This is a genomic window from Carboxydothermus pertinax, from assembly GCF_001950255.1.
GTDB lineage: Bacteria > Bacillota > Z-2901 > Carboxydothermales > Carboxydothermaceae > Carboxydothermus > Carboxydothermus pertinax.
Genome location: NZ_BDJK01000006.1, coordinates 45377 through 57634 on the forward strand (window position 1 = coordinate 45377; position 12258 = coordinate 57634).

The window sequence follows — 12258 nt, forward strand, 5'->3', positions numbered from 1 at the left end:
ATGAAACCAACTGTTGGTATTATCGGAGTAGGTCAAATGGGTGGTGCCATAGCAAAAGGACTTATAAAAAAAGAGCCACCGGCGTTTAGTAAACTTTATTTAGCCGATGAAAAAAGTGAGCAACTAAAACCTTTTAGTGATAAAGCAGAAATTGTTTCTAATAAAGAACTAATCGAGAAAGCTGAAGTAATAATATTAGCGGTAAAACCTTTTTTAGTTGAAAAACTTCTAGAAGAGTTTTCCACTTACTTATCGGAGAAAATTCTGGTTTCGGTTGCGGCAGGAATTACTCTAGAAAAAATTTCCAAATTAGTTCCCCAGGATTGTGAAGTGGTGCGGGTAATGCCTAATACTCCAGCTTTAATTAGCCAGGGATTTACAGCAATTACCCCGTCAAAAGCTGATAAATTATTAGCTGAAATATTTACACCTTTAGGGGAAGTAGTTTTTCTCGACGAAAAATATTTTGACCAAATTACTGCCTTGTCCGGAAGTGGTCCGGCTTATATTTATCTTGTGGCTGAAGCGTTAATTGATGGGGCAGTGCGCCTGGGACTTCCTCGGGATATAGCTCGTAAAGCTTCTGTGCAAACAATTATTGGTGCGGCGATGATGTTAAAAGAAAGTGGAGCTCATCCGGGAGAGCTTCGGGATGCGGTGGTAACGCCCGGGGGTACAACGGCGGCAGGACTTTATGCCTTAGAAAAACAAGGACTTCGGGGAATGTTTGCTGATTGCCTGGAAATGGCTTTTGAACGGGCTAAAAATCTTACCTAGATTGAGGTGAAACATGAATTTTTTAATAGATTTTATAAATATAGCATTTAATATTTACAGCTGGCTTATAATTATAAGGATTTTACTATCCTGGATTCCTGTAAATCCTTATTCACCTATTGTATCTTTTATAACATCTTTAACCGACCCCTATTTAAATCTTTTTCGCCGGATTATTCCACCGGTAGGTATGATTGATTTTTCACCAATAGCAGCTTTTTTTGTCTTAGAAGTTATAAGAATGTTACTGCTACAGCTTTTATTAATGTTGGGGTGATGGCATGGATTTTGCTCAAGTAGAAATAGACGATATGCTGTCTCAGGCTAACAAGGGACGGGTAGTGCTAACCGATTTTTTAGATCCAGCAATGGCAGCCTTAACCCGGGAAAGGCTACAAAAATTTCCCGAAGTAAATTATAAGGTAGATGGTGGTTATCCTAACGCTGAGCGGGTACGATTTGCTTTTTTCCCGAATTACATATTTCCCGAAGATGTGGAGTTAAACATCGGATTTTTAGAAATAAGTGGTAATTTTAAGTTTCAAACGGTAACCCACCGGGATTTTTTAGGGGCAATCCTGGCTACAGGTATAAAACGGGAAAAAATTGGGGATTTAATTATTATTCCTAACGGCTGTCAAGTGATTCTCGACCGGGATTTAGTACCATATCTTATCCAAGAAGTGGATAAAGTCCACCGGGTGGGTGTTACGGTGCGTGAAATTGTAAGAGAAGAACTCCTTTTACCCGAGGCTAAAACCCGGGAGGTAATCGCTTTTGTAAAGTCCTTAAGGCTTGACAGTGTTGGCGCCAGTGGCTTTGGAATTTCCCGAAGCCAGATGGTAAAAGAAATCGAAGGGCAGAAGGTACGCGTTAACTGGAAACTTCAGGTAAAACCTTCCTATGAAGTAGCGCCCGGAGATGTGATTTCTTTACGAGGGCGGGGAAGAGTAGAAGTTTTAGAGATTGCGGGCACTAGTAAAAGCGGACGGAGTAAAGTAGTTTTAAAGCGATATCTATAAGCTGGGGAGGGTTCTTATGCAGCTACCGCTGGAAATAAGGGCAAAGGAATTTAAACGGGTATTTCGGGGCTATGAACCGGAAGCGGTGGACAATTATTTAGAAATGGTAGCCCAGGATATGGAAAAACTAATTACTGAGAACCAGCGTTTAAAAGAACTAATTGACGTTAAAGACCAGCAAATAGCCCAGTTTAAGTTACTGGAAGATCGGATTAATCAAGCCTTAGTAGTTGCCGAAAAAACAGCGGGCGAGATAACTGAAAATGCCAGAAAAGAAGCAGAAGTCATAATTAAAATGGCTCAGAACCAAAGGGACGAAATGATAAGTCAGGCGAAAATGGAAGTAGAAAAAATAAAAGATGAATATGAAAGTTTAACTCAAGAATTTGAAAGGTTCAAACGGGAATTTAAGGCAATGCTGTTAAGTTATTTAGATGAAGTTGGAGAAAAGGAATTAAATGCTAAGGATCAACAGATATCCCAGCTAAAACCAAAAGATGCTTTAACTCTTAAAGAGCAATAAAAATCAACCCCTGCAGGAAAAACTGCAGGGGTTTTAAAATTTTCTATAAGCTTGTTTTAATATAGGAAATCATATCATCGGTTACCAGTTTTGCTACATCCGGTAACATCTTAGGCATTAACCTATCCATTACCGCGGGCATAAGATTAGGCATCTGCTGCTTCATATAGTCGGGCATGGGGATTCTTTTTTCCACTTCCCGCAGCATATCCGGCATAACTTTTGGCATAACCATTGGCATTAACATGGGCATCATCTTGGGCATCATGGGCTTCATTAGGGAAAGTCCACCGGGGATTGCCCGCATTACTTTCATCATACCAATCATATAGCCGGGCATAGCCTTAAACATTTGCGGGAAGAGAGCTTTCATTACTCCCGCAAAGCCTTCCGGAGTCATTAGAGCAATCATTTTTTCAAAAACTGCCCAGAGTTCTAAAGCATAAGGAGTTGGGTTGGGAAGCTCAATTCCCAAGCCTTTTGCGGCAAAGGAGGCTAAATCCACTACAGGCATATCGATATTATTTTTATTGGCAGCGACCCGTAGTTGGAACTGACAGCAGGGGCATAGGGCTAAAAGCATATCGGCGTTAACCGCTACTGCTTCGTTTACCCGTTTGCCGCCTAATTTATCAGAAGTGGGGTGGGATTCCCCAATCCGGGTTAAAACGCTACCGCAGCAGAGAGCATTTTCCCGGTTGTGTTCCATTTCCACAAATTCTACCCCTGGTACAGCTTTTATAAGTTCCCGCGGCGGTTCATACACTCCACCGGCCCGGCCGATGTGACAGGAATCATGGAAAGTAACCCGGGCTTTAACCTCATGGGTAAACTTAAGCTCACCGGATTTAATTTTTTCTTCTAAAACTTGTGAATAATGTTTGGCTTCAATGTCGTAATCTAAACCAAGCTTTTTTGCCCATTCAGGGTACAGGTCATGCCAGGACAACCAGCAGGCGGGGCAGGAGGTAACCACGGTTTTAACGCCCCGTTTTTTGGCTTCGGTAATGTTATGCTTTACAATTTCCTGGAAGACATCCCAGCGACCGGAGACTAGCATAGGTATCCCGCAGCATGCTTCATCTTTACCAAGATAGGTGAATTCAATGCCGGCGGCATCTAAAAGACGAGCTGAAGCTATGGCGATATCATTTTCCACATAACTTGCGGTACAGCCGGCAAAGTAAGCGATTTCTGCTTTATCCTTAATTTTGCCTTTTAAATCTTCGGGAACCCATTTATCCCGGTCTTCTCTAAAGCCCGCCCAAATATTGATGTCTTTTTGCAAACTTGCTGCCATCATTTCAAAGGCCGGGAAGGTCATATGACCTTTTTCCATAATAAGGTCGCCCCGTAAAACGCCCCAGGACGGTTCAATGGGTAAATCCAGTTGACAAATAAAGTCACATTTTTCACAGGTGGTACAGAGGAGGAAAGTATCGACCATTTTTTGGTCAAACTTAGCTTTACCTTCCATAACTTTACGAATGAACGACCACTTACCCCGGGGGCTTGCCGACTCCCAGCCCCGACCGTCATACAGGGTACAGACATTTCGACAGTAACCGCACTGGGCACAAGCATACGCATACCAGGCGACGTTTCCCGGTATTCCGTTTTTAGCTGCAAATTTTTCACCAAAATCCGGTTTGGCTTTATTACCAAACCACCTGGCAATTCCTTCAAAAGTATTAGCCAAGGACATTACAGTATTAATTATACCTTTGCCTTCAAGTTTTAACGGGTTAAAAAGACCATCGGGGTCTACTTGGGCCTTTAACTCTTTAATTTTCTGTAATCTTGTTCCATAAACTGACGGGGCTTCATTGGCTAAATACAAGCCAGCAGCGTAGCTTCTTCCGCCAAACTTTTTCGCCGTTTTTAAAACGGTTAAAGAAAGGCTATAGGCGAAGTTAAAGGAAAACTTTCGTTCATCATGAGGTATAAAGCCTAAAAGCACTATTTCTTTATCGGCAACAACGGTACCTTCAATTACTAAAGGCAGCGAGATCAAGCGTTCGAATTCTTCAAAAACTTCACTTAATTGAGATTTAGGAATTACTACTTCTGCGGGAACTAAAGAGGGACCGATTCTTTTTACTTTCATAGGATTGTACCGCTGTTCCCACTCATGCTGGGCAATTTCTGCCGGTAGAATTTGGCCGCCATTTTTGCTGGCAAGATTCTCCACCTTTTGACCAATGCTGCTATCTTCAAAAGCTACAAGGGTAATGAAGCCTTTGGGAAGAGCAGGTCCCTTTTCTTCGTGACCGTGGTGTACTTTGGGAGGTAACTGATTTTTTAGTTCAGCGGCGGTTGGATTGATAAAACCAACATGCCAGATATCAAGACCACTTTTACCTAAATCATTAATAAAGCTTTGCAAATCCTTTGCTGATTTAAAATTAGCTGCAACCACTATCGTATCTTTTAAGGGTTTAACTTTTAAGGTAACTTCGGTGATTATCCCTAAAGTACCCATAGTACCAAAGATTATATCTAAATCTTTTCCGGAAAAATTCCTAATATCACCATTGGCCAGTACAACTCTGACGCTAACAACATTTTCCTTAAACCAACCGTACTTATAACTACCAATCCCAGAACCTTCCTGAGCAACCCAGCCCCCCACTGTTGAAGCCGGTGCGCTAGTTGGAACTAACCTTGGGGCAAGGCCGTAAAAACTTAAATAATATTCTAGATCTTTCCATACTACTCCGCCCTGCACCGTTACCGTCTGGGCTTTTTCATCATGGGTAATAATTTTGTTAAAACGGGATAAGTCAATAACCAATCCGCCTAATACTGGTAAAACTCCGCCGTAGCCGGATGAGGCGGAAGCCCTTGGAGTAAGTGGAATTTTCTTATTTCTTGCCCACTGGAAAAGCCAGATTAATTCTTCCTCGTTTTCCGGCTGGACTATACCAGCGGGGGTGGTGTTACCTACCAGTGGTTTAATTAGGCTTGGTAAAGCACCAACGTCATGGTCATATAAGATAATCTCATTGTAATTAAAGTTTACCCTGGACCCGAACTTTCGTTGCAGTTCGGCCTGTTCGAATTGTGAAAAACTTCTCTTTTCCGCCACCATTGCTCCTTCCTCCCTTTATTAGGCTACTTTAAGTATACTGCAAAAAAATTTCGCTGTCAATATGAAGTTGGAGGTGGCGAAAAGTGAAATAAGAAGAAGAAGTAAAGGGGAAAATTCAAGATTTCACAATACTTTATAAACTTCTCGAAAAAGATGCCACCAAGTATTTATATTTCTTTTCTCCAGTATCTTTAAAAAGTTCAGAAAAACTTTAGCACAAATTACAGCATCTCCTAAAGCGGTATGCCTTCCTTTGAGACTTATAGAAAATTTTTGGGCAAAATGTTCTAAGGAGTAACTTGGTTCCCGGGGGAAAAGGTACAAGCCTAAATCAACAGTATCTAAAAGCCGGGGATTTAATTTTTTTCCTGTCCAGATACTTAAATGTTTATTTAAAAAAGCAAGATCAAAATTTACCGAATGCCCCACAATAACCGAGTTCTGGGAAAACATCAAAAAAGAGTCTAGAGTTTTCTTTAGGGGTGGAGCGTTTTGCACCGTTTTCTGCCGTATTCCGGTGAGTTTTTGCACTATTTCAGGTATTTCCCGCTGGGGGTTAACATAAGCATGAAAAGCTGGTCGTAAAATTTTCCGGTTGCTAATTTTAACTGCTCCAATGGAAAGAATTTCATCCCCTTGGTAGGGTTTAAGACCTGTTGTTTCCAGGTCAATCACTGTATAGTTTAATTTTGTAAGGGGAATATCATAAGGCAAAAAGGCATTTAGGCTGTCAATTTTTGGGCGAAGGGGGCTTTGATTAATATCAAAAAATTTTTTCAGCGATTTAATCATATTTTTTCCTCCTCTAAAAAGCAGTAACGCGAAAGGCAGTAGCGGTTAATTGCTGAAGTTTCTGGGCGTAAATAAAAGCTTCTTTTAGTAAAAGTTGATCTTTTCGCGGCAGGTGGTAGGGGTTAATTAAATTGGTGGGGGTCAGATTTACTTTTATTTTGCTTAAATTTTCTTTAATTCTAAATAATGATAACGTTTCATAAGCAAACTGAAAATTCTCATTTTCTGACCGCGAAAAGATATTTCTGGTCTCCAAAAATTTTAAACGAGTTAAGGTGGAACTTGAGGAATAGTATTTTTCCCTTAAAGCAAAAAGGCGGATTGAATCAACAAAGTGGATTGTTCCTTGCCTTTTTAAATCCAGCATATCTTTTTTGGGGCCGGATTTTGGGGTTATAAAAGAATGCCAGACGTTTAAGGGTACTTTATTTAAATATTCATCCCGTGCTAAATGATAAAAAACTACAGGCGTCTCGGAAAGCTGATTTAAAACTAATTCTTTTAATTTCTCGGCTAAATTGAAATTACCGTAGATAGGACGAAAATCCAGAAAGATTGAAAAAAGGCGAATATTTTCACCGGTTAAATTTAAAAACCAGTTAAGAAGTTTTTGTTCCCAATTTACTATTTGACCATTCCAGGAAGGATTACTGGCCATTACCCCACCCTTACAGGGGCTAAAACCAGTAGCTAGCAAAAGGTCATTTATCTTCCTGCCAAGCTTTAAAAAATAATCTTGAACTATTTTTGGTTCCTCCCTAGGATTATCCCAAAGAAGACCATTGTCCAGGTCTGTGCGTAAATATTGCTCTTCCCGTCCTGCACTTCCCATATTAATAAAACAAAACTCTGCTGGAGGAGGACCAAACTCTTTCTCCATTTCACCAAGTGCCAACTCTACCGCTTTCCGGTAAGCCCGGTCAAAAAATTCCGTCATAATTTTATAAATTTCGGCAATCCCGGCTTTTTCAGAAACGAGAGCGGTTAAAACTCCTTCAGCATCTTTTAACCCCTGTTTGATTTCTTTTTGGCTATTGGCTGTTTCCAGAGAATTAACAATAGTTATGGTACCTGTGTCCCGGCTTTTTAATAAGTCTTTTAGGGTAATGATACCCAGAAGCGTTTCCTTTTCGGTTACCAAAAGGTGACGCACTTGGTTTTTAATCATTTCTAACAGGATTTGGGAATAATGAGCATCAGGGCTTATGGTTACCGGATTTTTATTCATTATATCTAAAGCTATTAGAGAGTCGGTGGGGGTTTTGCTTTCAGCTAGAACCTTTCTTACCAAGTCATGTTCAGTGATAATTCCCAAGGGGCGATTATAGTTGTCTACGATAACTACCGAGCTTACCTGATTCTGGGCCATTAAATTGGCTATTGTTTTTAGGGACTCACCGGGAGTTGCTTTAACGACTTCTGCATTCATGAGCTGGGAAGCTTTTTTGGTAATATTTAATGGGGAATAAGATTCCATTTGACTTTCCCGGGAAATTTCTAAGTATAAATCCCGAAGGCGGTCGGTAAGAATTTTATTAAAAGCGGCGGTAAAGGCTATATTTTTATTTAAAACCTCTAAAAAGATATTTTTAGGTATAAAACCTACTACCGCTTCTGTTGCAGCCCGAATACCTGCAGGGTAAGGTTCACCGCTAAATAGTACCGCTTCTCCAAAAAACTCTCCGGGGCGGCGAAGACTTATTACGAGGTCTTGACCGCGTTCGCTGGTCACCACAATTTCTAATATGCCGTTAAAAACTATAAAAAGGCCGTTTCTGGCGGGCTCTTTTTCCCGAAAAATATAGTCACCGGGCTGGTAGTTACGGCAAGTAAGGGTGTTACTTAATTCTTCCAGTAGATTTTCCGGCAATAAAGAAAAAGGATAAATATGGGATAAGGTTCCAGACAATAAAAGCACCTCCCTCTAAGTGATTTTTCTTTAAATATAAAAGTTCGGAAATTAATTGTCACTAAAAATACCCTAAACGGCCAAAAAAAGCGTTTTAACTGCGTTTTGCTTTTTTGAAAAATGCTTTAAAGTTAAAAGCTCAAATTTTTGCAGTTTAACGTTAAAATGAAACCTTTTAAGGAGAACCAATTGTCGGAAAATTTAAAAAATAATATCTTATTAATAAAACAAGGGCTAAAGCCCGGAAAGGAGGAGGTATTATGGAACATTTACGAGAGCAGCAACTATTAAAGGAAAAACTCTCCCACATTGACGAGCATCCTAAGTACCAGAAATTGCTGGCTGAAAAGAAAAGTTTTATTGTAAAGGGGGTTATTTTCTTTCTCATCTATTATTTCTTACTGCCGATTTCCGTAGGGTATTTCCCGGAAATTATGAAACGGCAGGTGATTGGTAGCATTAATCTTGCTTATCTTTTTGCGCTATCCCAGTTTTTCATGGCCTGGATTGTAGCTTATGTTTATGTGCAAAAGGCCAACAAAGTTTTTGACCCCCTGGCAGAGGAAATTATTAAAGAAATTAAAGGAGGGGCTTAAAGGATGAAAATTAATTTGGCCTTTATTTTATTTTTAATTATTGTGCTTATTACCCTTGCCATAACTTATTGGGCAGCTAAACGAACGAGAACAACTACAGAATTTTACGCTGCAGGACGTTCCATCACCGGCTGGCAGAACGGTATTGCAGTAGCGGGCGATTACATGAGTGCAGCATCTTTCTTAGGGATTGCTGGACTAATTTGTCTTTATGGTTATGATGGTTTTATGTATTCGGTGGGTTGGCTGGTGGCATATCTTACTGTTTTGCTAGTGGTAGCGGAACCTTTACGGAATTCCGGTAAATATACCATGGCGGATGTTTTAGCCTACCGGATGAATAACAAAACCGTTCGGTCGGTAGCGGCATTAAGCACCATTACCGTCAGCCTTTTTTATATGATTGCCCAGATGGTGGGTTCGGGTAACTTGATAAAGCTCCTGCTGGGTTGGAAATACGAAACGGCAATTATTGTTGTTGGTTTACTAATGATTTTATACGTGGTGTTTGGCGGGATGCTGGCAACCACCTGGGTGCAAATTATTAAAGCAATACTTTTAATGACCGGTACCATTGTCTTGTCAATTGCCGTGTTAGCCCATTTTGATTTTAGCTTGGTTAAATTTATGGGAGCCGTTTCCCAAAAATACGGCCAAAGTTTTTTAGAGCCCGGAAACTTGTACAAAAATCCTTTGGACCAAATATCCCTGGGAATTGCTTTAATCTTTGGTACTGCTGGGTTGCCCCACATTCTGGTTAGATTTTACACCGTACCCAATGCAAAGGAAGCCAGAAAATCGGTAGTTTGGGCTATGGTAATAATTGGAGTGTTTTATATATTGACTACCTTTTTAGGCTTTGGGGCGGCTTACTTTGTGGGTCAAGATGTGGTGAAAAACTTTGATAAAGGTGGCAATATGGCAGCCCCTCTTCTAGCCCAGTATATTGGGGGTGGCCCCGGAACCGTTGGGGGAGAATTTTTCTTAGCCTTTATCGCTGCCGTTGCCTTTGCTACCATCTTAGCGGTAGTAGCAGGCCTTACTATCTCTGCTTCCTCTGCTTTTGCCCATGACTTTTACACCAACGTCTTAAGAGGAGGAAAAGCTAGCGAGGCTGAACAGGTAAAAGTAGCAAGGATTACTGCCTTTTCGGTAGGGATACTGGCAATCCTAATTGGAATTATCGCCAAAGGAATGAATGTTGCTCATCTGGTAGCTTTAGCTTTTGCCGTGGCTTCGAGCGCTAATTTGCCGGTGATTGTATTTTCAATGTTCTGGAAGCGGTTTAATACCGGAGGAGTTGTCTTAGGAATCCTGACTGGGTTAATAGCATCGGTGGGGTTAGTGATGCTTGGGCCGGATGTAATGGGTAAGGCGGCAATTTTTCCCTTAAAAAATCCTGGGATCATCAGCGTTCCCGTTGGCTTCTTAGGAGCCATCATTGGCAGCTACCTGATGCAGGAAAAAGTAGCGGAAGAAAAATTCAGTGAACTTTCGGTTCGAGCCAACACCGGCCTTGGCGCCGAAATGTAAAGCTTAAAACTTTGGCGCGGTACCCTACAAGAGGTGCTGAGTTAGGGAGGCGGTTCTGTCAGTGGCCATTTTTGGTCCTGACAGAACCGTCTATTTTTTTTATACAACAACTCGGCAGTAGGCTATTTTTCCTCTTTGATGCATTAAATATCGGGAAGTATTCAGCCTTGTTAAATTGGGATTCCTTTAAAGGACTATCGTTGTAGCCAAAAAATGATTACTTGAATAATATGGATAGCGAGCTATTTTAAATTATTTAGAAAGGAGGTCAGAAAATGTATTTAGAAAAGTTTGTGGATCCATTACCAATTCCGCCTGTCATCAAACCACAAGCTAAATGCAAAGGAATCCCATTCTATAAGGTAACCATGAAGCAATTTAAGCAAAAATTACATCGTGATTTGCCGCCAACTACCGTTTGGGGTTACAACGGAATATATCCTGGACCAACCTTTGAAGTTCAAAGGAATTGTCCAATTTTTGTCAAATGGGAAAATAAATTGCCTTTTGAGCATCTGTTACCAGTAGATAGAACTGTACACGGTGCAGAACTATGCCAACCTTCTGTTAGGACGGTTGTGCATTTACACGGAGGGCGTGTTCGACCAGAAGATGATGGACATCCAGAGGCATGGTTTACCCAAAATTTTGAAAATGTTGGCACAAAATTTGTGCATAAAATCTACTATTATCCAAACTGTCAACGTGCCACGACGCTATGGTATCATGATCATGCGCTCGGAATCACTCGCTTAAACGTTTATGCAGGACTTGCAGGCTTCTACCTCATTAGAGATGAAGAGGAACAAAAATTGAAACTCCCCTGTGGAAAATATGAAATTCCATTAGTCATTCAAGATCGCTCGTTTTATACTAATGGTGAACTCTTTTATCCAACACAGCCAGGCCATGAGCCCCCACCAGCACCACAACCTCCTCCACCCGTGGATCCAAATTTACCAAATCCATCAGTTGTTCCAGAATTTTTCGGCAATACGATTTTAGTCAACGGAAAAGTATGGCCTTACCTTGAAGTCGAACCAAGAAAATATCGATTCCGTATCCTTAACGGTTCCAATGCTCGTTTTTACCGCATGCGGTTAAGTTCTGACCTAAGTTTCGTTCAAATTGGTACAGATGGAGGTTTTTTAGAAAAACCTGTTACTGTATCTGAAATTACTCTTGCACCAGGTGAACGCGCTGATGTAATCATTGATTTTTCCTCTCATGCAGGACAAAACTTCATCCTTACCAATGATGCCCCAACTCCTTTCCCAGATGGAGGTATACCACTAACGCCAGACTTAATGAATGTTATGCAATTCCGTGTTAAATCAAGCGTTTCGGAACCTGACAAAAGTCAAATACCAGAAACTTTGAGTTGCTTGGAACGTCTTAATCCTAACGATGATGTAATGATAAGAAAAATGACTCTGGTTGAAAGTACCGATGAATTTGGACGCCTAAAACTTTTACTAAATAACATGCATTGGGATGAATTACCAATTACGCAAACCTATAATGGTACGATCGAGATTTGGGAGATGTTCAATACTACAGTTGATACCCATCCGATTCACTTGCATCTCGTTCAATTCCAGATTTTAAACCGCGCCAAGTTTACTGGAGATCCAAATAGTCCTGACCTTGAAGTGGGGCCACCTCAACCACCGGATCCAAACGAGATGGGTTGGAAGGATACGGTTCGGGCTAATCCCGGGGAGGTAACTCGCATCATTGCACGTTTTGGACCATTTACTGGAATATATCCTTGGCACTGTCATCTCCTCGAACATGAGGATCATGAGATGATGAGACTTTATGAAGTACTTCCTAATCACAACTTTAATCCTTGTAAACCAATTCCTGGGGAGTGCCCTGATGACTCATTCACTCAGTGTTTTAACTGTAATAAAACTCCCCCGGCTAACTGCGGCAAACGTCTTTTTCTCACCTATATGCTTCATTTTCCTCAAAACAAATAAAATAGCACAATTGAAGTGATGGTTCTGTCA

10 protein-coding genes are annotated in these 12258 nt (G+C 40.8%); 7 read left to right on the forward strand and 3 right to left on the reverse strand.

Annotated elements, in window-relative coordinates:
- Genes proC through cpu_RS01645 form a run of 4 tightly spaced genes read left to right on the forward strand, consistent with a single transcriptional unit; the run spans position 1 to position 2322 of the window.
- The gene (gene proC / locus cpu_RS01630; RefSeq protein ID WP_075858254.1) at positions 1-777 is read left to right on the forward strand and encodes a pyrroline-5-carboxylate reductase; all 777 of its coding nucleotides are present in this window, start codon (positions 1-3) and stop codon (positions 775-777) included.
- 13 nt (positions 778-790) lie between these two features.
- Positions 791-1054: a YggT family protein gene (locus cpu_RS01635; protein WP_075858255.1), complete on the forward strand. Its 264-nt coding sequence runs from the start codon at positions 791-793 to the stop codon at positions 1052-1054.
- Positions 1055-1058: 4 nt separating this feature from the next.
- Positions 1059-1799 (forward strand): YlmH family RNA-binding protein, encoded by a 741-nt coding sequence (locus cpu_RS01640; protein ID WP_075858256.1) that lies wholly within the window; start codon positions 1059-1061, stop codon positions 1797-1799.
- A gap of 16 nt (positions 1800-1815) precedes the next feature.
- Positions 1816-2322, forward strand: coding sequence for a DivIVA domain-containing protein (locus cpu_RS01645; protein ID WP_075858257.1), 507 nt, complete (start codon positions 1816-1818; stop codon positions 2320-2322).
- A gap of 43 nt (positions 2323-2365) precedes the next feature.
- Here the strand turns inward: cpu_RS01645 and cpu_RS01650 are convergent, their stop codons facing one another.
- The 3 genes from cpu_RS01650 to cpu_RS01660 all read right to left on the reverse strand — a co-directional run bounded on the left by cpu_RS01650 (position 2366) and on the right by cpu_RS01660 (position 8114).
- A complete protein-coding gene (locus cpu_RS01650) occupies positions 2366-5413 on the reverse strand; it encodes an FAD-binding and (Fe-S)-binding domain-containing protein (protein ID WP_075858258.1) in 3048 nt (1015 codons plus the stop codon).
- 123 nt (positions 5414-5536) lie between these two features.
- The gene (locus tag cpu_RS01655) at positions 5537-6205 is read right to left on the reverse strand and encodes a 3'-5' exonuclease (RefSeq protein ID WP_075858259.1); all 669 of its coding nucleotides are present in this window, start codon (positions 6203-6205) and stop codon (positions 5537-5539) included.
- A 13-nt stretch (positions 6206-6218) separates the two neighbouring features.
- Positions 6219-8114, reverse strand: coding sequence for a DUF294 nucleotidyltransferase-like domain-containing protein (locus cpu_RS01660; RefSeq protein WP_075858260.1), 1896 nt, complete (start codon positions 8112-8114; stop codon positions 6219-6221).
- Between the two features lie 260 nt (positions 8115-8374).
- On the opposite strand from cpu_RS01660, the gene cpu_RS01665 reads away from it, so the two are divergent.
- The 3 genes from cpu_RS01665 to cpu_RS01675 all read left to right on the forward strand — a co-directional run bounded on the left by cpu_RS01665 (position 8375) and on the right by cpu_RS01675 (position 12228).
- Entirely contained in the window at positions 8375-8710 is a 336-nt protein-coding gene (locus tag cpu_RS01665) for a DUF485 domain-containing protein (RefSeq protein ID WP_075858261.1), read from the forward strand.
- 3 nt (positions 8711-8713) lie between these two features.
- On the forward strand, positions 8714-10243 hold the full coding sequence (locus cpu_RS01670; protein ID WP_075858262.1) for a solute symporter family protein: 1530 nt from the start codon (positions 8714-8716) through the stop codon (positions 10241-10243).
- A 275-nt stretch (positions 10244-10518) separates the two neighbouring features.
- Entirely contained in the window at positions 10519-12228 is a 1710-nt protein-coding gene (locus cpu_RS01675) for a multicopper oxidase family protein (RefSeq protein WP_075858263.1), read from the forward strand.
- Positions 12229-12258 lie beyond the last annotated feature (30 nt).

Excerpts from the sequence above, each read along its gene's own strand:
- proC (WP_075858254.1), top strand. The coding sequence starts at position 1 with ATGAAACCAACTGTTGGTATTATCGGAGTAGGTCAAATGGGTGGTGCC.
- cpu_RS01640 (WP_075858256.1), top strand. The coding sequence starts at position 1,059 with ATGGATTTTGCTCAAGTAGAAATAGACGATATGCTGTCTCAGGCTAAC.
- cpu_RS01675 (WP_075858263.1), top strand. The coding sequence starts at position 10,519 with ATGTATTTAGAAAAGTTTGTGGATCCATTACCAATTCCGCCTGTCATC.
- cpu_RS01650 (WP_075858258.1), bottom strand. The coding sequence starts at position 5,413 with ATGGTGGCGGAAAAGAGAAGTTTTTCACAATTCGAACAGGCCGAACTG.
- cpu_RS01645 (WP_075858257.1), top strand. The coding sequence starts at position 1,816 with ATGCAGCTACCGCTGGAAATAAGGGCAAAGGAATTTAAACGGGTATTT.
- cpu_RS01665 (WP_075858261.1), top strand. The coding sequence starts at position 8,375 with ATGGAACATTTACGAGAGCAGCAACTATTAAAGGAAAAACTCTCCCAC.
- cpu_RS01655 (WP_075858259.1), bottom strand. The coding sequence starts at position 6,205 with ATGATTAAATCGCTGAAAAAATTTTTTGATATTAATCAAAGCCCCCTT.
- cpu_RS01635 (WP_075858255.1), top strand. The coding sequence starts at position 791 with ATGAATTTTTTAATAGATTTTATAAATATAGCATTTAATATTTACAGC.
- cpu_RS01670 (WP_075858262.1), top strand. The coding sequence starts at position 8,714 with ATGAAAATTAATTTGGCCTTTATTTTATTTTTAATTATTGTGCTTATT.